Annotated in this window: 22 protein-coding genes; 15 read left to right on the top strand and 7 right to left on the bottom strand. The window is 36.8% G+C overall.

The annotated features are described in order from the left end of the window. Nucleotides 1-40: 40 nt before the first annotated feature. From ACFQ0R_RS03385 to ACFQ0R_RS03355, 7 genes are all read right to left on the bottom strand, one after another. Nucleotides 41-550, bottom strand: coding sequence for an OmpH family outer membrane protein (locus tag ACFQ0R_RS03385; protein WP_379656967.1), 510 nt, complete (start codon nt 548-550; stop codon nt 41-43). Between the two features lie 20 nt (nt 551-570). Next, nucleotides 571-1380, bottom strand: coding sequence for an OmpH family outer membrane protein (locus ACFQ0R_RS03380; protein ID WP_379656966.1), 810 nt, complete (start codon nt 1378-1380; stop codon nt 571-573). A gap of 30 nt (nt 1381-1410) precedes the next feature. Next, entirely contained in the window at nt 1411-4068 is a 2658-nt protein-coding gene (locus ACFQ0R_RS03375) for a BamA/OMP85 family outer membrane protein (protein ID WP_379656965.1), read from the bottom strand. Beyond that, the gene (locus ACFQ0R_RS03370; protein WP_379656964.1) at nt 4004-4741 is read right to left on the bottom strand and encodes an isoprenyl transferase; all 738 of its coding nucleotides are present in this window, start codon (nt 4739-4741) and stop codon (nt 4004-4006) included. The genes ACFQ0R_RS03375 and ACFQ0R_RS03370 overlap by 65 nt, the downstream gene beginning before the upstream one ends. Nucleotides 4742-4744: 3 nt before the next feature. Then, nucleotides 4745-5455 (bottom strand): type IX secretion system protein PorG, encoded by a 711-nt coding sequence (gene porG / locus ACFQ0R_RS03365; RefSeq protein WP_379656963.1) that lies wholly within the window; start codon nt 5453-5455, stop codon nt 4745-4747. Between the two features lie 99 nt (nt 5456-5554). Continuing rightward, nucleotides 5555-6442, bottom strand: a complete 888-nt coding sequence (locus tag ACFQ0R_RS03360; RefSeq protein ID WP_379656962.1) for an NAD kinase — start codon at nt 6440-6442, stop codon at nt 5555-5557. 3 nt (nt 6443-6445) lie between these two features. Further along, nucleotides 6446-7129, bottom strand: a complete 684-nt coding sequence (locus tag ACFQ0R_RS03355; RefSeq protein WP_379656961.1) for a CBS domain-containing protein — start codon at nt 7127-7129, stop codon at nt 6446-6448. A gap of 52 nt (nt 7130-7181) precedes the next feature. On the opposite strand from ACFQ0R_RS03355, the gene ACFQ0R_RS03350 reads away from it, so the two are divergent. The 15 genes from ACFQ0R_RS03350 (at nt 7182) to tnpA (ending at nt 22529) form a co-directional block, all read left to right on the top strand. Then, a complete protein-coding gene (locus tag ACFQ0R_RS03350; RefSeq protein WP_379656960.1) occupies nt 7182-7895 on the top strand; it encodes a pyridoxine 5'-phosphate synthase in 714 nt (237 codons plus the stop codon). Between the two features lie 103 nt (nt 7896-7998). Beyond that, complete coding sequence (locus ACFQ0R_RS03345) at nt 7999-8766, top strand: alpha/beta fold hydrolase (RefSeq protein WP_379656959.1); 768 nt, start codon at nt 7999-8001, stop codon at nt 8764-8766. A gap of 114 nt (nt 8767-8880) precedes the next feature. Continuing rightward, on the top strand, nt 8881-10137 hold the full coding sequence (locus tag ACFQ0R_RS03340; protein WP_379656958.1) for an OmpP1/FadL family transporter: 1257 nt from the start codon (nt 8881-8883) through the stop codon (nt 10135-10137). A 9-nt stretch (nt 10138-10146) separates the two neighbouring features. Next, nucleotides 10147-11703, top strand: a complete 1557-nt coding sequence (locus ACFQ0R_RS03335) for a G-D-S-L family lipolytic protein (protein ID WP_379656957.1) — start codon at nt 10147-10149, stop codon at nt 11701-11703. Between the two features lie 87 nt (nt 11704-11790). Next, nucleotides 11791-12141, top strand: coding sequence for a phage holin family protein (locus tag ACFQ0R_RS03330; protein WP_379656956.1), 351 nt, complete (start codon nt 11791-11793; stop codon nt 12139-12141). A 12-nt stretch (nt 12142-12153) separates the two neighbouring features. Further along, nucleotides 12154-12729, top strand: a complete 576-nt coding sequence (locus ACFQ0R_RS03325; protein WP_379656955.1) for a CPBP family intramembrane glutamic endopeptidase — start codon at nt 12154-12156, stop codon at nt 12727-12729. Between the two features lie 106 nt (nt 12730-12835). Further along, the gene (gene tig / locus ACFQ0R_RS03320; protein ID WP_379656954.1) at nt 12836-14158 is read left to right on the top strand and encodes a trigger factor; all 1323 of its coding nucleotides are present in this window, start codon (nt 12836-12838) and stop codon (nt 14156-14158) included. A gap of 111 nt (nt 14159-14269) precedes the next feature. After that, on the top strand, nt 14270-14944 hold the full coding sequence (locus ACFQ0R_RS03315) for an ATP-dependent Clp protease proteolytic subunit (RefSeq protein WP_379656953.1): 675 nt from the start codon (nt 14270-14272) through the stop codon (nt 14942-14944). A gap of 3 nt (nt 14945-14947) precedes the next feature. Continuing rightward, a complete protein-coding gene (clpX, locus tag ACFQ0R_RS03310; protein WP_379656952.1) occupies nt 14948-16180 on the top strand; it encodes an ATP-dependent Clp protease ATP-binding subunit ClpX in 1233 nt (410 codons plus the stop codon). Nucleotides 16181-16279: 99 nt separating this feature from the next. Beyond that, complete coding sequence (locus ACFQ0R_RS03305) at nt 16280-17626, top strand: M24 family metallopeptidase (protein WP_379656951.1); 1347 nt, start codon at nt 16280-16282, stop codon at nt 17624-17626. Nucleotides 17627-17825: 199 nt separating this feature from the next. Beyond that, nucleotides 17826-18650, top strand: a complete 825-nt coding sequence (locus ACFQ0R_RS03300) for a prephenate dehydratase (protein WP_379656950.1) — start codon at nt 17826-17828, stop codon at nt 18648-18650. Next, entirely contained in the window at nt 18647-19807 is a 1161-nt protein-coding gene (locus ACFQ0R_RS03295; RefSeq protein ID WP_379656949.1) for a pyridoxal phosphate-dependent aminotransferase, read from the top strand. Before ACFQ0R_RS03300 ends, ACFQ0R_RS03295 begins: the two co-directional genes overlap by 4 nt. Next, on the top strand, nt 19804-20673 hold the full coding sequence (locus tag ACFQ0R_RS03290; protein WP_379656948.1) for a prephenate dehydrogenase: 870 nt from the start codon (nt 19804-19806) through the stop codon (nt 20671-20673). Before ACFQ0R_RS03295 ends, ACFQ0R_RS03290 begins: the two co-directional genes overlap by 4 nt. Beyond that, nucleotides 20663-21745, top strand: coding sequence for a chorismate mutase (locus ACFQ0R_RS03285; RefSeq protein WP_379656947.1), 1083 nt, complete (start codon nt 20663-20665; stop codon nt 21743-21745). Before ACFQ0R_RS03290 ends, ACFQ0R_RS03285 begins: the two co-directional genes overlap by 11 nt. Nucleotides 21746-22067: 322 nt before the next feature. After that, complete coding sequence (gene tnpA, locus ACFQ0R_RS03280) at nt 22068-22529, top strand: IS200/IS605 family transposase (RefSeq protein WP_379656946.1); 462 nt, start codon at nt 22068-22070, stop codon at nt 22527-22529. The last annotated feature ends 381 nt before the right edge of the window (nt 22530-22910 follow it).

The following is a 22910-nucleotide window of genomic DNA, read 5'->3' as shown; positions in this document are numbered from 1 at the left end:
ACAAAGATGGTCTTTTTCTATGAATTATGAGTAAATGGAATTACTCTCCTATAGCAGCTTTTGCATCAGCCATCAAGTCGTAACCGTCTGCCATCAATACTCCAGCTCCAATTGAAGAATCAAGAACATAGTCATAACCTTTAGCTCTAGCCACTTCTTGAATTACATTTCTAGCTCTTTCTAAAACAGGTCTCATCAGCTCTTCTTGTTTTTTCTGAAGATCTTCAGATGCAGTTTGTCTATACTCCATGATAGATTGTTGCATTTCCTGAAGCTCCATAGCTCTTTTTTGATTTTCTTCTTCTGTTTTAGTACCTGCTTCTCTTTGGTAACGCTCATTGGTTTTTTGCGCTTCCTTCAACAAGTCGTCTATTTCTTTACGATATGTTTTTTCGCGTTGGTCTAACTCTGTCATTACAGACTTATAACTTGGTAAATTTTGTACAAACTCTTGAGAGTTTATGTGTGCAATTTTAGATTGTGCATTTGTGGTTGCCATCAATCCAAAAGACAATACCAAGGCTATTACAATTGTTTTCAAAGTTTTCATTCTTAATTTTAATTTAGTGATTATGATTTATTGTTTTCTCTTGCGTTTCTTATAGAGTCTCTTTCTCTTTGTTGTTCTTCTCTTTGTTTTAGTATTCTGGCTCTTCGCTCTTCAAATTGTTTCTGTCTGGCTTCTCTAAGTGAATCCCTCTTTCTTTGGCGCTCATCAATTAAAGCTTCTCTTTCGCTCTTTCGCTCTTCCTCCTTAAGCGCTTTTTCTTCCTCCTTAATTTCGTCCTCTTCTGCCTTTCCAACAGATTTATAATCATCTAGTTCTTCAATCACATCAGCGGTCTCTATTCCCGCACCTCTGGAATTTCTATTTATTAACTTTAAAATGACTTCACTTAAATCATGTCTTCTGGCAGAAAACAAAAGTAAAGTTTCTGCAGAGTTTTCAAAAATAAAATCATAATCTCTACTTTCTCCAATTTCTTGAATAGCATTGAAAATTTGATCTTGTATGGGTTGAATCAATTGTCTTTTCTGAACGATAAAATCACCAGAAACTCCAAAGCGTTTATTACGATATTCTAATAATTTATTCTCTAAATAACTAATTTCATCTTCCATGTCTTGAACAAGTTCAGCTGTAAGAAGAGGTCTTTCGTTTTCTAGTTCAGCTTTCAAGTCATCTATTTCGTTTTGCTTGCTTTCAATTTCCGTTCTCCATTGCTGAGCTTTCATATCTAGTTGATTTGAAGCCTGCTTATATTCCGGGAGCTTGTCTAAGACGTAGTCGATGTCTACATAAGCAATCTTTAAACCACTTTGACCAACCATCGAAAAAGTGAAAAAACTTAGGAATAAAACATATTTAAATAACTTCATAACTCTAATGTATTAAAAACTATGCCAACTTTAAAATTGTTGTCCAATGATAAAATGAGTTTCCCATCCATTTGCACCGGTATTCGATCCTGGTATCGGATCAAATCCATATCCAAAGTCAATACCAAGCAGACCAAATGCAGGCATGAATATTCGTAAACCTGCACCGGCAGAACGACTCATTTCAAATGGAGTGAAATCTTTAAACTGATCGAAAGTAGCACCACCTTCCAAGAATGCAAGTCCGTAAATAGATGCCGAAGGCTTCAATGTGATTGGATATCTCAATTCCATCGTGTACTTATTATATATAGAAGCACCATCGTTAAAACTTTCCTCTCCTCCTACAGTTCTAGATCTTGGAAGGATCGATTGATTTGGGTAACCTCTCAACGCAACGATCTCACGACCATCTAGTGCAAATCCAGCAAGGCCATCACCTCCTAAGAAAAATCTTTCAAAAGGCGGAATGCCTCTGTCATTGTTGTAAGCTCCTAAAAACCCATATTCGAACTTTGTTCGTAAAACTAATTTATCAAACAAATTATTATACCAATCTCCGCTAAATTTAACTTTGTAAAATTCTAGCCAATTAAATCTTTGTTGATCTATATCTGCTAGCGCTTCAGCATCGTTGTTTGCCAGAGCTTCATTTCTTTCAGTTCTAAGCTGCCCATAATCTACATCGTTGAAAGCAGAGTAAGGCAGGGTGAATTTAACAGAGAAATCAAATTCAGATCCACCCATTGGGAATATAGGATTTGTAAAAGTATTGTTTCTGTTTAATCCTACTGTAAAGGAGAGATTGTTGGATTGCCCATTTGGGAATCTAAATAAACCAATATTATAATTATTCAATTGAAAATTCTGATAACCAATTGCTGTAGATAGAGTAAAGTTTTGATCTGGTTCTCTCAGACGTTTTGCAAAACCTACGTTGATTCCTGATATTGTAAAACTTCTATCGTTATCTGCCCTTCTTGTTAATGGATTAAATAAGAACTGAATGGTTTGAGATAAAGATACAGAGAGCTGTACCGGTTTTTTTCCTCCAAGCCAAGGCTCAACAAAGGATAAACTGTAGTTCTGGAAAGCGATACTTGCTTGTGCTCTAAGCGAAAGCGATTGCCCATCACCCATTGGAACTGGTTTGTATGCCTCCTTATTGAATATGTTCTTGATAGAAAAATTATTGAATCTTAGTCCAAGAGTTCCGATGAAACCACCACCACCGTAACCACCTTGTAGTTCAATCTGGCTACTTCCTTGTTCTTCTACAATATAATGCAAGTCTAAAGTTCCAGACTGAGGATCCACATTCTCAAACTTTGGCTCAAGATTTTCAGCGTTGAAAAACCCGAGTTGTCCGAGTTCACGAATGGTATTCATCACGTCTTGCTTGCTATATTGCTGTCCTGGACGTGTCCTTAAATTTCTGAAGATGACATTATCATTGGTCTTGTCGTTTCCTGTAACCAGAATCTCGTTGAAGTAGGCGATCTTTCCTTCGTTAATTCTGATTTCAAAATCAATTGTGTCGTTGTAAATTTTTGTTTCTACAGGGGTTATATTTGAGAATAAATAGCCGTTGTTTTGATATAAATTTGTAATATCATCTGCGTCTGGTTTTTCATTATTCGCAATTTTATTTTGTAAAATAGTCCCATTGTAAGGATCGCCTTTACGAATTCCCATTAACTGATTAAGTTGAGCATCGCTGTAAGCAGAATTTCCAAGGAATTCGATATTTCCAAAGTAATATCTGTCTCCTTCTTTCACTTTAAGATTTATAGCAATATCTGTATCAGATTTCACAGTAATAGAATCGCTCACTATTCGTGCGTCTCTATAACCTTTTTCTTTAAATTTTTTGACAATCCTCTTTTTATCGGCCTCATATTCGTCTTCAACAAACTTGGAGCGCTTCCAGAATCTTAAGAAAAATTTCTCTTTAGTTTTCTTCATCATACGTTTAACCTTCCAGTCTGAAAACTGCTCGTTTCCTTCAATATTGATAGAGCTTATCTTTACTTTATCTCCTCTCTCAATATTGACGGTCATATCTACCAGATTATCTGTTGAAGTGGTGTCTACAACAGGAGTAGTATTGATTCTTGCCTTCGCGTTAAGAAATCCTTTCTCTTTATACTTATCTTGAATGTTGTTACGCAGATTAATGATAAAGTTTTCTGTGACCTTCGTGTTTTTTTGTAATTTATTATCTTTTACAATTTCAGATCTTTTACGTTTTTTTACGCCTCGAACTTTTACATCATTAAGTTTTGGGACTTCAACTATTTCTAATTGTAAATCTGCAGTATCTCCATCCACATTTTTAAGATAAAAGTTGATGTCACTAAACAAATCAAGATCCCAAAGCTTTTTTAAAACTTTACTTATTTTATCTCCAGGAATATAGATCTCATCACCTTTTTTGAGCCCGGTAAAAGCAATTACAGTTTGCTCGTTGTAGCTAGTAGAGCCAATGACTTCTATTTCTCCAAGAGTATATTTTTTGCCGGCGGCCTCTAGTGGTGAGTTTTGAGCACTTGTAAGTGTGCTAAATAATATAATCGCTAGAACAGATATACTTCTAGTTGCTCTAGCAAACAATAAGGAGTACTTAGAGTTGTTCACTTGTTTTTCCAAATCTTCTTTCTCTTTTTTGATATTCGTAAATTGCTTCAAAAAGGTTATCTTTTCTGAAATCTGGCCAAAGAACATCTGTAAAATATAATTCTGCATAGGCCATTTGCCATAGTAAAAAATTACTAATCCGTTGCTCACCGCTCGTGCGAATCATGATATCTACATCTGGCAAATTTTGGGTGTAAAGATGCTTATTTATTGTAGATTCATCAATACTTTCTGAATCTATTATGTTATTTTTTACCTTTTCACTTATTACCTTCACAACATGGGTTAACTCTTCTCTAGAGCCATAACTCAATGCAAGAGTGAGAGTCATGTGGTCATTGTGAGCAGTTTTTTCAATAACCTCGTTGAGCTCCTTTCTGGCTTTGGAAGGTAAATTATTAATACAACCGATGGCTTGAAGCTTTATTTTGTTGTCTTGTAAAGTTTTTATTTCTTCTTTTAAAGATGAGACAAGAAGTTTCATAAGTGTCTGAACTTCTAACTTTGGTCGGTTCCAGTTTTCTGTAGAAAAAGCATAAAGGGTTAAATTTTCAACACCAAGCTCTGCACAACCCTCAACCGTTTCTCTCACAGCCTTAGTCCCCTTTTCATGACCTCGCACTCGCAATAAACCTTGCTTTTTTGCCCAACGGCCATTACCATCCATGATGATGGCAATGTGTTTAGGTAACCTCTCTACTATAATATTTGACTTATAATCCATTCACTAAAAATTGCAGTAACAAGGCTTACGACCAAAGGTATAAGTAAGCGTTATTCCTGAAAAAATGTACCAATCGTTCATATTTGAATTTCCAAAGGTAGGATAAATTGTTAGACTGTTTATTTCATCTGGCGCACTTCCGTCAAGATTATCTGTAAGGGTGTATCTGGCACCAAATTCTGCAGCCAATACCCAGTGTCTGCTTAAGGTTCCTTTTACGCCAATGATAAGTGGTATGGCAAAATTTGAAGTAGAATTTCCTTCTACAAGCTGTCCTCTGTCTAAATAAAATTCATTTGTAAAGAAATAAGTAGGGCCAGTATACAAATAAGGAGTAATTAATGGACGTTTCAATTCATGCAGATCCCACTCAAAAAAATTAAATTCAAGACCTAAAGAGAGTTCAGTAATATCAGTCTCAAACGTATAACCTCGGTTTTGTTTCCTTGGTTCATCCGACCTGAAGTCACTTCCGAAAGTATTTATTTTCATTGCGGTGAAGCGAAAAGCATGCCTTGGGCTTCGATTCCATTTTAAAATGGCTCCATAAGAAACTTTATCCTGGCTGGAATAATCTTTAGGATTAATGAAAGACGATGAGCCCACATCACCAACAAAATTTGTGCCTCCAAAGACCAAGCCTGCTTCATAGGTTTGTGCATTAGCTAAGCTGATTCCAAAACATAAATAAATGCTTACAAGAATATATCTCATGGCGTTTCAAAAGTTTGCAAATATAAAAATATCGGACTTAATGAATTTTATTTTTATTTATCTGTCTCCTACAAACACTTTTAGGTAGGATTTATTGTTTTAGTTACGTTTATCTTGTCCCCATAACAGCTTTTTCCTTAGAGTAGTAATAAAACTATCGCTATGAAGCCAAACGAGTTTAATTTTGAAATCTGCTTTTTTAATACGTACGATAGTGTCTTTGTTTAAACTAGCTAATCTTGAGTCCAAAGAAATTAAATATTGATCTTCTCTTCCAGAAATTTTTAGTTTTATTTCCAAATCATCTGGTATGACAAGTGGTCTAGCATTAAGGTTGTGAGGTGCAATAGGGGTGATAATAAAACTCTTGGTTTGAGGTGTAACGATAGGTCCGCCACAACTTAGCGAATAACCAGTTGAACCAGTAGGGGTAGATATGATGATCCCATCTGACCAATATGAATTTAGAAACTCATCATTTAGCCAAGTTTCTATAGTGATCATTGAGGTTGTTTCTTTTCTGCTGATAGCTACGTCGTTTAGAGCAAAAGGGAAATTGCCTAATATTTTGTCTTCAGACTCAAGCCTTACTTCTAGCAATGAACGCTCGGAGACCTTGTAATTTCCAGAAAGAATTTCTTCAATACTCTTTTTGATTTCATCTTTATGAATCGTTGCCAGGAATCCTAGCCTTCCTGTGTTTATCCCTATAATAGGAATGTCGAGGTTCTTGATGAATTTCGATGCAGATAAAATGGTACCATCTCCACCAATAGTGAAAAACAAATCAACAGATTTGTCTAAATTTTCAAAAGTTGAAAATTTTTCTAAATTACCTACTAGTTTCTCCTCTTTAAGTAATCTGGAATACTCTTTTTCTATGGTTATATTAATATGATTTTCCTCTAAAACATCTAATAACTGAATGAGATATTTTTCAGTTTCAGGATAAAAAGACTGACCAAAAATTGCGACACAATTCACCATAAATTATATGTCTAAGTATTTATTAAGATAATCTGAGTGTTCTTTAAGATCTTCAGCGAAAAGATCTTCAGGATGTTCGCTGACTATTTGATATTCATACCTTCGGAAAGTTTGCAGGATTTCGTTGATGCCTTGATGTTCCACTTTGACAGTTATTTCTACAAATTCTTCAGAAAGCTTACTTACATACATTCCTGAAACTCTGGCATTCAAAGTTTCAATAAGCTGAGCAACTTCACTAAAGGCAAATTTGCTTTTTTCTTTCCTTAATATCATCACCTCACCTTCATTTGCTACAAATGGACTTTCTCCAAAGAGGTCTAATGTATCTTCCAGTTTTATGACTCCTAAGTATTTTTTGTCTTGGTCCAGAATAGGAAGCAGGTTGGTTTGATGATTTGCAAATTCATGGATAAGATCCAAGTTAGTTTTATGACTCTCTACATAAAATACTTCCAATAAATAGTTGAAATCTGAAAGGGAAGATGTTGGCTCTAAGTCCAAAAGATCATCGATATGAACGCTTCCTTTGAAAACTTCCTTTTTGAAAACGGGCAGATGATTAAATTTTGAAGCTTTGAAGGCTAATTTAATTTCTGAAATAGTATCTGAAACCTGTATAGGTTTTAAAGTTTGGTCTATAAAATTTTGCCAAATCATAAAATCATCTTTTACTGCAAAATACATAAAATACAAGCAAAGTCTTTCTTTTGATTGTATTTTTGTTTAAAAACTAACAATGATAAGACTTAGTGTTAATATTAATAAAATCGCAACTTTAAGAAACGCCAGAGGAGGGAATACACCTAATGTAGTAGAAGCAGCAGAGCGTCTGGAGTCTTTCGGAGCTCAGGGGATTACAGTTCACCCAAGACCAGATGAACGTCACATCAGATATGCAGATGTAAGAGATTTAACAAAAGTAGTCACTACTGAGTTTAATATAGAAGGTAATCCAAATCAAACGTTTATAGATTTGGTTTTAGAAACAAAACCAACTCAGGTGACTTTAGTACCAGATGCTGAAGATGTGCTTACTTCCAATGCAGGTTGGGATACTATTAAACATAAGGACTTCTTGAAAAAAGTTGTTTCAGATTTTAAAGCTCACGGAATTAGAACTTCCATTTTTGTAGACCCTGATATTTCTATGGTGAAAGGTGCGGCAGAAGTTGGTACAGATCGCATAGAGCTTTATACAGAAGCCTACGCTCAAGGATTTTCAAAAAACAAAGAGCAGGCCATACAACCCTATGTGAAATGTGCTGAAGAAGCAAAACGTTTAGGTTTAGGAATTAATGCCGGGCATGATTTGTCACTAGATAACATCGAGTTTTTTGCTGAAAAAATCCCATTTGCAGATGAAGTTTCAATAGGTCATGCTCTTATTTCTGAAGCGCTATATGATGGCTTAGAATCTGTAGTCAAGTCTTATCTCAAAAAATTAAGCTAGATGAAATCGACATGATTAGAATAATCTTTTAATCCACAGGATAATGATTGTTTAAGTCATCAAAGATTACATGTGACCATTAAAAAAACAATAAAATAAACACATGAAATTACATTCAAAAGTAAAAGGCGAAGGGCAGCCACTCATAATCTTACACGGGTTTCTGGGTATGGGTGATAACTGGAAAACATTGGCAAATTCTTATGCTAAAGAAGGTTTTGAAGTGCACCTTGTCGACCAAAGAAATCATGGAAGAAGTCCTCATGACGAGGCTTTTAGTTATGATCTTTTGGCAGAAGACCTAAAACAATATCTCGAAGAAAAAAGTATTGATTCTGCCTCAATTATGGGCCATTCTATGGGAGGAAAAACTGCTATGAGATTTGCAACTATGTTTCCTGATCAAGTGAATAAATTAATAGTTGTAGATATTGCACCAAAATATTACGCTCCACATCACCAGCAAATACTAGACGGTCTTACTAAAATTTCTGAAGCGGAACTTTCCTCAAGATCCGATGCAGATGAGCTTTTGGCAAATTATATTTCAGAAAAGCCTATAAGGCAATTTCTTCTTAAAAATTTGTACTGGAAAACCCAGGAAGTGCTTAATTTAAGACTCAACCTAAAGGCTTTGAAGCAAAACATTGAAGAAGTGGGAAAAGGACTTCCTCAAAATGCTAAGTATTCTGGTGAAACTTTATTTATAAAAGGTGGTAAATCCAATTATATAAAAGAAAGCGATAAATCTGATATAGCTTCTCATTTCGAAAATTTTAAAATTAAATCTATTGAGAATGCCGGACACTGGATTCATGCCGAAAAAAGGAAAGAATTCTTCAGTCTATCTTTAGATTGGCTCAAATCATAAATCAAGATTTTTTTTAATATGCATGCATAATATTTTAAATTTATGTTGTCAAATTATTAATAATTGATAAATTTGATTCATATTTTTAGAATTTCATAACTAAATAAATTCAATATGAAGAACTTTTTGATTTCAGGTTTATTTCTAATGCTAGCTTCAGCTACGGCTTACGCGGGAGGTTATAGAGTAGCAGCTCAAGGCCAAAGGGCTCTGGCGATGGGTCATGCCGGTGTTGGTGTGGTCAATAGTGCTGAAACTGCTTTTTTTAATCCGTCCGGTTTAGTGTACTTGGAGGATAAATTTACTGTATCCGCTGGTATAACAGGTGTTTTTTCAAATGTAAAGTGGCAAAACACATCTACAGGACAGTTTGCAGAGACCCAACAAGATCCAGGGACTCCATTTTATTTTCACGCTGCATATAAAGTTAATGAATGGATGAGTCTTGGCTTATCGGTTTCAACCCCTTACGGAAGTTCTGTAGAGTGGGAGAGAAATTGGCCAGGTTCTCACTTAGTCAATGACATTGATCTTGCGGCGATTTATATACAGCCTTTAGTATCTATTAAACTATCAGAACATTTTAGTATTGGTGGTGGACCTATATTTGTAACAGGTAATGTCAATTTCAACAGGAATGCAAACCGTACTCTTACAGATGAACAGGGGAATAGATCCAATATAACAGTTGATGATTCTGGAGTAACAAACACCGGCTGGAGCGCTAGTTTTATGTTTACACCTGTGGAAGAACTTAGAATTGGATTCAATTATAAATCCGAAATACTTCTGAATGCTGAAGCAGGAGAAGCTACCTTTAGTAATTTTCCAAATTCTACGCTAACACCTCAAAATGGAACAACAGCATTTGACGCTACTCTTCCAATGCCGGCTGAGTTAACCATTGGCTTTGCATACGAAATGAACGAAAAGTGGTTATTTGCTTTCGATTACCAGAGAGCTTTTTGGGAAGTTTATAATTCTTTAGATATTGATTTTGCAAACCCTAATGTTGCGACTTCTGTTAATCCAAGAAATTACAAAAATGCTTCTATTTATAGATTTGGTGCCCAATATGTTGCTACAGACAGATTAACCTTAAGAGCGGGATATTATTTTGATGAATCCCCTGTTCAAGCAGGCTTTTTCGCGCCTGAAACTCCTAGAAATGATGCGAATGGGTTCACTGCAGGGCTTTCTTTCCAGGTTTCAGAGAGGTTAGCGATTGACGCTTCATTTTTATATGTAAGATTCCAAGAGGTAGATGCTTCTTACGATTCTTACGTGGAAAATGGACAAAGTGTTCCTTTTGAAGGAACTTACAAGTCCAATGCATTTTTACCTGGTATTGGAGTAACTTATAAACTATAATTGAAAACAATGAAAAACTATATAAAATACTTACCGTTTCTGGCTTTTGGACTTATCGCTTGTGAGCCTGAGTTAGATGAAGCTATCGAGGATAATGAAGTTTATACTTCTGGTGAAGCAGATTTTTCAAACTATGTTGCTTTAGGAAATTCACTTACAGCTGGATATGCAGATAACGCTCTCTACGTCCAGGGGCAGGAGAATTCTTATCCCAATATTTTGTCAGGCCAGTTTGAACTTGTTGGTGGTGGAGAATTCACTCAGCCGCTGATGGCAGATAACCTTGGAGGACTAAAATTGAATGGCAATCAAATAGCCAATAACAGACTGGTTTTATCTTCTAATGCAGGACAGCCTGTAATTCCTCCAATGCCATTGGCAGGAGATCCACAGACTGAAATTACAAACAAACTTTCTGGTTCATTTAATAACATGGGAGTTCCTGGTGCTAAAAGTTTTCACCTGCTAGCTCCTGGATATGGAAATGTGGCTGGCTTGCCAAGCCAGGCAAATCCCTATTTTGTAAGATTTTCTTCTTCAGATAATACTACAGTTTTAGCAGATGCAGTAGCACAGAGTCCTTCATTCTTTTCCTTATGGATAGGTAACAATGATATTTTAGGATATGCTACTAGCGGTGGAACTGGGGTAGATCAAACTGGAAATTTAGATCCGTCCACTTATGCGTCAAACGATATTACAGATCCAAATGTATTCGCTGGGGTTTACAGTGAATTGATTGGAAATTTAACGGCTTCAGCTTCTGGGGGTGTGGTTTATAACATTCCAAATGTAACTGACATACCGTTTTTTACAACTGTACCTAATAATGCTTTAGTACTTGACGCACCAACTGCAGCAAATTTAACCGGATTCTTCCAGGCTGTTGCTGGCATTTTCACCCAGGGACTAATTCAACAAGGTGTCCCGCCAGCACAAGCGCAGGCTCTTGCGGCACAATATGCGATCACATTCAATGAAGGCCCTAACCGTTTTATTATAGATGTTCCAGTAACTCAAGCCAACCCACTCGGTTTTAGACAAATGCAACCTAATGAATTGTTATTGCTAACTATCGATCAAGGTGCTCTGGCTCAAGGCTATGGTTCAGTTGTTCTTACTCCTGAAGTAATGCAAGTGTTAGGTCTTCTTCAGCAAGGGGGTTCACCAACACCAGCTCAGGCTCAGCTTGTATTAGGAGCAGTTAGTGGAATTGATGATAAAGATGCTTTAGATTCAAGTGAATTACAAGCTATTACTACAGCTAGACTATCTTATAACGCTACAATCCAAGGTTTAGCTCAAGCCAACGGTTTGGCTTTTGTTGATGCTGATGGATTGCTACAAGACGTTAGTCAGGGGGTAAGCTTTCCTGGTGGAGTTATAACTTCAGATTTTGTAACTGGAGGTGGGTTTTCATTAGATGGTGTTCATTTGACACCTCGCGGATATGCTTTAGTAGCAAACGAAACTCTAAGAGCTATTAACCTAACCTATGGTTCAAATTTACCAGAAGTCAAAGTAGGTTCTTATGGGACAATAACATTAAGCGACAACGTTAATTAAATAAGACTTCATAATCTTAAAAAACTGCTTCAATAGATTTATTGAAGCAGTTTTTTTACTTTTGGTACTCAACAAAAACCTCAACCGATGAAAACTCTATTACAAATCATACTTACAGGTATAATTGTTCTTGTATTATCCAACATATTAGGTGGTGTGCAGGTGGACGGCTTTTTTACAGCTATAGTTGTAGCTGCTATTTTAGCTTTATTAAACATTTTTGTAAAACCAATTTTACTAGTTCTCACTCTTCCCGTAACAGTCGTAACCTTTGGTCTGTTTTTATTGGTCATTAATGCGCTTATCATTTTGATGGCAGATTGGCTTGTAAGTGGTTTCAATGTAAATGGGTTCTGGTGGGCTGTATTGTTTAGTATTTTATTGTCTTTCTTGCAATCACTTATTTTTTCCGTAGCAGAACGATCTGAAAGAAGATAAATAGAACAACTTATGGGATTATCCAAAAAAGCCATGTTTGGCTTATCCGTATTTACTCTATTCGGATTTAGTGGTATTGCTTATTTTATTCTTTTGTTTTCTGAGACTGTTCAGTATTTCGACATGTTTAAATATGACAATTTGTTTTTGTCTGTTCCTGTTGGATTAGCTTTTGGGGCTGTTGGAGCCTTAGCAGGTATTTTGCTTCTTAAATTACCACAGTTACAAGAGACAAATACGTTTTATGCAAAACTATTCAAAGGGATGGAGCTTCACTGGACAGATATACTGTTCTATTCGTTTTGTGCTGGAGTTGGAGAGGAAATATTATTCAGAGGAGCACTCCAGCCTTTACTGGGTTTATGGTGGACAGCTATTTTGTTTGTCATTCTTCATGGCTATATTGTTTTGAGTGACTTAAGGAAATCTATTTACGGTTTCTTTCTGATTTTTGTTTCTGCAGGATTTGGTTACCTTACTTTATATTTTGACATCTATGCAGCAATGGCTGCGCATTTCATTTTTGATGTTATTATGTTTATTAAACTAAAACAAGATTCAAAATCTATAGATGATCAAAATGAATAAATTCTTTTGATTTATTTAAGGTTTAGAAGAGTTAGCCAGTTTATAAAAACTTGGTAAGCAGTGAAATAAATTGTAATTTTGCACTTTTAAAAAATAATCCTTTAGAATGAATATAACGAGAGAAGACAAAGATCAACTGAATTCTATAGTCAAAATTAACATTGAAAAAGAAGACTATAGTCCTAAGGTAGAAAAGGTACTTAAAGACTATCGTAGAACTGCCAACATCCCAGGCTTTAGAAAAGGCATGGTTCCTATGGGAATGATCAAAAAGCAATATGGTCAGGCTGTTCTGGTAGATGAAGTTAATAAAATACTACAAGAATCTTTAAATTCTTATATCACGGAAGAAAAGATTGATATTTTAGGAAATCCACTTCCTAAACCTCAGGACGACCTTAATTGGGAGTCAGATAACTATACTTTCGAATTTGAATTAGGACTTGCTCCAGAATTTGATGTGAATTTAGAAGGTGAAGGACCTGTGACTTACTACAATATTTCTGCAGACGAAGAAATGATTGACAATCAAATCAAAACAATTCAGCGTCAGTACGGGAAACTGGTAACTCAGGAAGAGGTTAAAGAGGATTATACCGTTGTCGGGACTTTCCATAATGAAGAGGAAGGGATTGATAATGAAGCTACGTTCAAAGTAGAGGATATCGACGGGAAAACCAACAAAAAAGAACTTTTAGGGGCTAAAGTTGGCGATCAAGTCACATTAAAGTCAAATAAGCTTTTCAAAGATGATGAAACTCTAGCTAGACACTTAGGTCTTGAGAAAGATAAAGTAGAAGGTCTTAAAGTAGATCTTACATTTACTATCAAGGAAATCAACGAACAAATTTTAGCTGAACTTAATCAGGAGTTATTTGATAAAGCTTTTGGTGAAGGCGAAGTCACTTCAGAAAAAGAAGCCAGAGAGAAAATAGCAGAGCAATCTAAAGAAACGTTCAAACAACAAGGTGATCAGCAATTTTTCAACGATGTAACAGAACATTTGATTGAAAAAGCAGACATGGAATTGCCTGCAGAGTTTCTTCAGAAGTGGTTGCAAACTCAGGGCGAAAAGCAACTTTCTCCAGAGGAGGCTAAAGAAGAATACTCCAAAAGTGAAAAAGGAATCAAGTATCAATTGATCGAAGCTCAAATAGCAAAGAAAAACGATATCAAAATTGAAGTTGAAGACATTAAAAAAGTAGCTAAAGAGAAAATAAAAATGCAAATGCAGCAGTTTGGTCAAATGGATTTTCCTGAAGACCAAATGGATGGTATCATTCAGAATTTGATGTCCAACGAAGAACAAGTAAGACAATTTTCTGAAGAAGTAATGGTTCAAAAATTACTTCAGTTGTATAAAGACCAAATGAAAGTTGAAGAAAAAGATGTAACTTATAAAGAGTTTGTCGACAAGATTTACAAGTAAATCAATTCAACATATAAAGATAAAGCTTATAGCTTGAAGTTAACATTTAGTAAAAGGACAACTCTAGTGTTTAGCTTCAAGCTATATTCGTTTTAAAATAGAGAGGATACTATGAAAATAGATAAAGAATTTAAAAAGTTTGCCACAAAGGATCACGGTGTCAATGCCAATTATTACGATAAGGTTATCACTAGCATGATTCCTACGGCGATGACGCCAAATATTATTGAAGAGCGTCAGATGAATGCTGTGGCTATGGACGTTTTTTCTAGATTGATGATGGATAGAATTATCTTTTTAGGAACACCTATCAATGATCAAGTAGCGAATATCATCCAGGCTCAGTTATTATTTCTAGAGAGTACAGACTCTTCAAAAGATATTCAGATTTATATCAATTCTCCAGGTGGTAGCGTTTATGCCGGACTTGGAATTTATGATACAATGCAATTTATCAAACCTGATGTAGCGACTATCAATACGGGGATCGCAGCATCTATGGGCGCAGTTTTGCTTTGTGCTGGAACAGCTGGAAAACGTAGTGGTCTGCCACATTCTAGAGTGATGATTCACCAGCCAATGGGAGGAGCTCAAGGCCAGGCAGATGATATAGAAATTACTGCAAAACAAATAGTTCTTTTAAAAGAGGAGCTTTACAAAATCATTTCTAAGCATTCAGGCAAATCTTACGACACCGTTTATAAAGATGGTGATAGAGATTTCTGGATGAAAGCAGAAGCTGCTAAAGAATATGGAATGATCGATGAATTATTGACAAGAGAGTAAATTATGGCAAAAGAAGAGTTAGAATGTTCGTTTTGCGGACGTAAAAAAGCAGAAACCAACCTGCTCATAGCAGGCTTGGATGCCCATATTTGCGACCGATGCATAGAACAGGCTCATGGAATTGTTTTAGAAGAATCCAAGCAGGATAGCACCGAGGAATTAACTTCAGAATTGAAGTTGAGAAAGCCAAAGGCGATCAAAGATTTCTTGGATCAATATGTTATAGGACAGGACCAAACCAAAAAAGTGATGTCTGTAGCTGTGTATAATCATTACAAACGTTTATTGCAGCCAACTTCCAAAGATGATATAGAAATTCAAAAGAGTAATATCATTATGGCTGGTCAGACGGGTACAGGTAAAACATTAGTGGCCAAAACTATTGCCAGAATGTTGAATGTGCCTTTGGCCATTGTAGATGCTACAGTTTTAACTGAAGCTGGATATGTAGGAGAAGATGTGGAAACTATCTTAACCAAACTTTTGGCTGCAGCAGATTATAATGTTGAAAAAGCAGAACACGGAATTGTGTTTATCGATGAGATTGACAAAATTGCTCGTAAAAGTGATAATCCATCGATAACAAGAGATGTGAGTGGAGAAGGTGTTCAGCAGGCTTTACTAAAACTTCTGGAAGGCACTACAGTAAATGTTCCGCCAAAAGGAGGAAGAAAGCATCCAGATCAGAAATTTATAGAGGTCAATACCGAGAATATCTTATTTATCGCTGGTGGTGCGTTTGATGGGATTGAAAAAAACATCTCCAAACGATTGAACATGCAGGCGGTAGGTTATGGAGCTTCTAAGTTAGGCGAAAGTGTAGACAAGGAAAATATCCTCCAGTACATCATACCTAAAGACCTTAAAGATTACGGACTTATTCCTGAGATCATAGGTCGTTTACCTGTACTGACGTATATGGATCCGCTTGATAAAGATACTTTACGACTGATTTTGACAGAGCCTAAAAATGCGATCATCAAGCAGTATCAGAAGTTATTTGAAATGGATAATATCAATTTTCAAATTACGGATGGGGCTTTAGACTTTATTGTCACCAAAGCTTTAGAATACAAGCTTGGCGCCAGAGGATTGCGTTCACTTTGTGAAGCTATATTGACCGATGCTATGTTTGATATGCCTGAAGGTGATGAAACAGAGCTTAAAGTGACTAAATCTTATGCTGAAAAAGCTCTAGAAAAAACAAGTCTTAGAAAACTAAAAGCAGTAGGATAAATATTTATTATAAATAATAAGAACCTCATCAATTTGTATTGATGAGGTTTTTTTATGCTTTAATGTTTATTTTTAAAGTCAAACTTAAAGATTGATTCCATGAAATATTTTTGCCAATTTATTTTAATACTCTTATCGTTTTCAGCATTTGCCCAAGATCTTGCTGTCCTATCTCAGAAAAAACAATCTGAAGTCATCGATAAATGGCTTGGTGAACGTTTAGAAACAGTTCTACCAAAAATGATGGATCGGGCAGATATTGATATGTGGCTGGTCATTTCCAGAGAATACAATGAAGATCCAATTATTAAAACTCTTCTCCCAAGTGCCTGGCTTGCTGCAAGACGTAGAACGATTCTATTAATGTACAAACCAGACTCTGGCAAAGAAGTAGAAAAGCTGGCTGTGGCTAGGTATAATGTGGGAGAGCACTTCAAAAAAGCCTGGGACCCAGAAACACAACCCGACCAATGGAAACGTTTGGTAGAACTGATCAAAGAACGAAACCCAAAATCAATCGGAATCAATACCTCGGAAGATTTTGGACATGCGGATGGTCTTAATCACACAGAATATAAGCTGCTTTTAAAGCATTTACCAAAGTCCTTTCAGAAGAAACTGACTTCTGCAGAAGACCTGGCAGTAGGCTGGCTGGAAACACGAACCGCTTCAGAAATGGCTACTTATAAGCATATCCAAACCATTGCTCATGATTTAATTCAAGAAGGCTTGTCCGAGAAAGTGATTACTCCCGGAGTGACGAGTACAGCAGAAGTGGTATGGTGGTACAGAGACAGGATAAAGGAACTAGGTCTGGAAGCCTGGTTTCATCCCACAGTGGATATTCAGAGAGCGAGTAATGAAAGTAAAGAACACTTAAGGACTTTTGATAACAGTCCAGATTCTGAAATCATTAGGCCTGGTGATGTGTTGCATATGGATTTTGGAATTACTTATTTAAGGTTAAATACCGATACACAGGAATTGGCCTACGTTTTAAAAGCTGACGAAAAGGAAGTTCCACAATATTTAGTAGATGCTCTGGCGGTTGGTAACCGTTTACAGGATATCCTAATAACAAATTTTAAAACAGGACGCACAGGAAATGAAATCTTAAGAGCTGCCAGAACACAAATGAAATCAGAGGACATTAAGGGCACCATTTACACCCATCCCATGGGATATCACGGACATGCTGCCGGACCTACCATCGGCATGTGGGACAATCAAGGCGATACCCCAGGAGCTGGAGATTATCAGTTGTATCCACATACTGTTTATGCTATTGAATTGAATGCTGAAGTTTATCTGGAAGAATGGCAAAAGCCCTTAAGAGTGATGCTGGAAGAAGGTGCCTATTTCAACGGTGAAGATGTCATTTATCTTAACGGAAGGCAGAAAGAATTTTTAACTATCCCAAGACAGAAATCTTATTTAAAAAATTAATTTTTTGAATTTAATCATTGTTTTGAGTTGTTTATTCAAAATAAATTTTAATTTAGACTTGAAATTATTTACAAATGACATCTCGTTTTTATTTTTATTTCAACTTTTATTTTGCTGATCTAGCGAAACGAGGTTGATATGAAATAAATTCAGTATCAAAAAATTCAAAGCCTCGTTTTATACGGGGCTTTTTTAGTTTATGAAAACAAAAATAGCTTTACAGGGAATCAAAGGATCCAATCATTACAAAGCACTTACCGAGCTTTTTAATGAAAAGGGAGTAGACGCTTTAGAATGCACCACATTCCAGAGGCTCATCAGTGCTGTAGTTACAGGAGAATCTGAAAAAGCAGTGATGGCCATAGAAAATTCTATTGCGGGGAGTATTTTGCCCAACTACCGTCTCATTTTGGATCACCAACTCCAAATCACTGCGGAATACTACTTGAATATCAGCCATAATCTGGTGGCCTTGCCAGGTCAGGATTTAGAAGATTTGGTTGAGGTGAAATCTCATCAGATGGCTCTGCATCAGTGTAGTGATTTTTTCAGCAATCAGCTTCATATCAATTTGATAGAAGATGTAGATACAGCACTCCCTGCTCAGATCATTGCGCAGCAACAAATCTTTGGAGTAGGTGCTTTGGTGCCAAAAGGCACGGCAGAACTTTTCAATCTGAAGGTGATTGCTGAAGATGTTCAGAACAACAGTTTAAATGAAACTCGATTTGTAGTCATTGAAAAGCAGGCAAATACCAACCCAGATGTTGACAAAACGACCATTCAGTTTGAAATTGCCCACGAATCTGGAAGTCTTGCAAAAGTGCTGAATAAAATGGCAGAGCATGAATTGAATTTATCTAAAATTCAAAGTATTCCAATTCCTAATGACATTTGGAGATATGCGTTTATAGTGGATGTGAGTTTTTCTAACCCAGTTCACTTCCAGAAGGCATTTTCAGAAATTTCAAAAATCAGTATCAATCCGACCTGTGTAGGTCAATATAAAAGTGGAAAGTCATGATTTCAGTATCTAACCGACTTCAGGAAACCAAAGAATACTACTTCAGCAAAAAGTTGAGGGAAGTCGCTCAGCTCAAAAAACAAGGCAAACCTATCATCAATTTGGGAATCGGCAGCCCGGACCTGGCTCCGCCAAAGGGTGTGGTGGAAGAGTTGATGAAGGCGACTCAGGCACCAGGGGCCTATCAGTATCAGGCTTACAAAGGGCTTGATGAACTTCGTGAAGCGATGTGCGACTTTTATAAAACCCATTACAAAGTGAATGTTGATCAGGACCAGGAAGTCTTACCGTTGATGGGGTCTAAAGAAGGGATTGCTTTAATTTCGATGGCGTTTCTGAATGAAGGCGACGCAGTTTTGGTGCCCAATCCTGGTTATCCTACTTACCAGGCGGCGACCAAATTGCTTAATGCCAGGCTCATTTCTTATAATTTAACCGAAGATCACTCCTGGCATCCCGATGTGGAAGCGCTTAAAAAGTTAGACTTATCCAAGGTAAAACTGATGTGGATCAATTACCCCAACATGCCCACCGGCGAACCCGTCAATAAGCAAAAACTCCAGGAGCTTATCCGGTTTGCTAAAGCGAATGACATTCTCCTGGTCAACGACAATCCTTATAGCATGGTCTTAACCGATGAAAAATTCTCTATTTTTCAATTGGAAGGGGCTAGCGACGTGTGCCTGGAGTTGAATTCGTTGAGTAAATCCTTCAATCTGGCTGGCTTCCGTGTTGGTTTTCTGGTGGGCAACCCTGAATTTATTTCAGCGGTACTCAAAGTAAAAAGCAATATGGATAGTGGTATGTTTTTTCCCATTCAGAAAGCAGCCACCAAAGCTTTAAACTTAGATTTGGCCTGGTTTGAACAGCAAAATGAAATTTACAAACAACGCCGAGCTATTGTTTGGGACATTTGCGAATCTTTGGACCTATCTGTCAATACAAATGCAGTGGGATTATTCGTGTGGGCTAAAATCAATTCTTCTCTTTCTGCCGAAGCACTTGCAGATGAATTGCTTTATGAGCGTGATATTTTTGTGACTCCGGGTACTATTTTTGGATCTAACGGAGCAAATTATGTTCGGTTTTCACTTTGCGTTTCAGTAGAAGACTTGAAACTGTGCCGAGAACGCATCTTAAAACCTAAATCCGTATGAATATAGCAAGTATAGGCTTAGGTCTAATCGGTGGTTCTTTCGCCTTATCCCTCAAAAAATATTTTCCTGAAATCAAGCGCTTTGGAATGGACAACAATCCCGAACATCTTCAAAAAGCACTGGAGTTGAATATTATTGATGAAGCTCTACACGATGAAAATCTATTCAAAATGGATGTGGTGATCGTCAGTATACCGGTGGATAAAGCAAGTGCTGTTGTTCAAGATATATTAGATAAAGTACATCCCAAAGCTTTGGTTATGGACATGGGTTCGACGAAGGGAGCGCTTTGTGCAGCAATTGCTGCACATCCTAAGCGAAGTCAGTTTCTAGCAGCGCATCCCATAGCTGGAACCGAGTTTTCTGGTCCGGAAGCCGCTTTTAGTTTGCTTTTTGATAAGAAAACGATGATTTTTTGCGATGTTGAAGCTACCCAGCCAGAGCTTGTAGATATAGCCTTATCACTAGTGGCACCAATGGAAATGACCATTAAATACATGGGAGCTAAAGACCATGATAAGCATTTGGCTTATGTCTCACACTTGTCACATATCAGCTCGTTTATGCTTGGTAAAACGGTGCTTCAGGTGGAGCAAAACGATAAAACTATTTTCGATTTGGCTGGCAGTGGGTTTGCTTCAACTGTAAGATTGGCTAAATCTAACCCTGTCACTTGGACAGCTATTTTTAAAGAAAATAAGGGTGAAGTTGTTCAGGCTTTAGACGAATATATTCAAAACTTAAAAACATTTAAAGCAGAATTAGAAACTCAGAATTATACAGAAATACATCAGCAATTGGTAAATGCCAATGAACTCAAGCCTATTTTAAACGGAATTTTAAAAAAAGAAAACCATGGAAATTAACAAGTCTCAAAGACAATGGCTGGACGCCTTCAATCTCGATCACCCTCTTGTCATTGCCGGCCCATGCAGCGCAGAAACTGAAGAACAGGTTGTGAAAATCGCTCATCAACTGAAAGACACCGATACAAGTGTGATGCGTGCTGGCATTTGGAAGCCAAGAACACGACCTGGAAATTTTGAAGGGGTCGGTGCCATCGGTCTGGACTGGTTAAAAACTGCAAGAGCTGAAACAGGAATGAAATTAGCGACCGAAGTTGCTAATAAAACTCATGTGGGAATGGCTCTTAAAGCAGATATTGATATCCTTTGGATAGGAGCGAGAAGTACAGTAAGTCCTTTTATAGTGCAAGAAATTGCAGATGCCTTAAAGGGAACAGATAAAATTGTATTGGTTAAAAATCCGGTGAACCCAGATTTAGCGCTTTGGCTGGGAGCCGTGGAACGATTGTATGATGCCGATATCAAAAACTTAGGGGTGATTCACAGAGGATTTTCGACTTATGAAAAAACGAAATACCGAAACAACCCAGAATGGCAAATCGCAATCGATTTGCAAACTGAATTCCCAGATTTACCAATCATTTTAGACCCTTCACATATTGCAGGTCGTCGAGACATCATATTTGATATCTGCCAGACAGGACTGGATCTCAATTTTGATGGGATTATGGTCGAAACGCATTTTGATCCAGACAATGCTTGGAGCGATGCCAAGCAGCAAATCACCCCTAAGGCTTTAGATCAAATGACGATCGACTTAAAAATGAGAAAGGAGTTTACTGAAGCCACTGCTTTTCAAAATAAACTTCAAACCTTGAGAACTCAAATTGATGTGGTGGATCATCAACTCATTGATCTTTTGGGCAAGCGAATGAAAATCGCAGATGATATTGGTAGATTAAAGAAGAAAAACAATGTGGCTATTTTACAGGCCAAACGCTGGAATTTCATTTTAGATACGATGATTGCCGCTGGATCTGAGCATAATTTGAGTGAAGAATTCATTACTAAAATTTTAAAAGCCATTCACGAAGAATCTATCAGTCATCAGCATAAGATTATAAGCGAGTAATAATTAAGTATATGCTTTGTCGTTAAGATGTCAGGGCTAACGCCCCTCAATGTTTTGATTTACATTTTTTTACGAAGATAACGGGGCGCTGCCCCTTAATTTTCATGTAAAAGTTGAATTTAGAAAATGGGCTTTTCCCTGCCATCTTCGTAGCAATAAATGGAATGTAAATCCGAGTGGAGGGGCGTTAGCCCCGTCATCTTCGTAGATTTTTGGATTATATTTGATTGGCGTGATACAGACAAAGGGGCGTTAGCCCTGACACCTTTAATATTGTGTTGATATTTAATTATTTAATAAATTTGAATGTAATCATTACACGATGGCCAATACCTACACACAATTATATATTCAATTTGTATTTTCTGTAAAAGGACGGTATAACCTCGTTAATGAAGCATTTGGTGAAGAATTGGAAAAGGTAATGTGTGGAATTGTGAGCAACCACATGTGTAAGACCTATGCGATTTACTGTAACCCAGACCATACGCATATTTTCATAGGAATGCATCCAGATATTTCTCCATCTAAATTAATGGAGCAGGTAAAATCTGGTTCTTCAAAATGGGTGAATGAAAAGAGGTTTGTAGCAGGTCAATTCAACTGGCAGAAAGGTTTTGGCGCATTTACCTATTCCAAATCACATATCGATAGAGTAGTAAAATATGTTTTGAATCAGCCACAACACCATAAAAAGCAATCTTTTAAAGATGAGTACCTGTTGCTTTTAGAAAAGTTTGATGTGGATTATGATACCAGATATGTGTTTGAGTTTTATGATTAATTAAGGTTTTATGTCAGGGCTACGCCCCTAATTAAGATATCGGGGCTCTGCCCCTAAATGTTTTGGTGTATAGTTTTTTTACGATGATTTCAGGGCTTTGCCCCTCATTTTTCATAAAAAAATTGGAATTTAGAGAAAGGGGGGCAGAGCCCTTCCATCTTCGTAGATTTGTGATTGAAAAAATTCATGTTTAATATAGGGGCGTTAGCCCTGTCACCTTCTTAGATTTGAATGTGATTCGTGTTTTTAGGATATTTTCAAAAGGGGCAGCGCCCTGACATATTCTTTTATTTTGGAGGTTTCAGGCTTTGCAAATTGATCAGGATGTCGAATACATTCAATTTTTTTCTGGAAACCCTGATCTTAAATTCAAGTGAACCT

The organism is Psychroflexus salinarum (assembly GCF_042677225.1).
Taxonomy (GTDB): domain Bacteria; phylum Bacteroidota; class Bacteroidia; order Flavobacteriales; family Flavobacteriaceae; genus Psychroflexus; species Psychroflexus salinarum.
The sequence above is the reverse complement of the archived record's forward strand: the minus strand, read 5'-3'. Positions and strand labels throughout refer to the sequence as shown.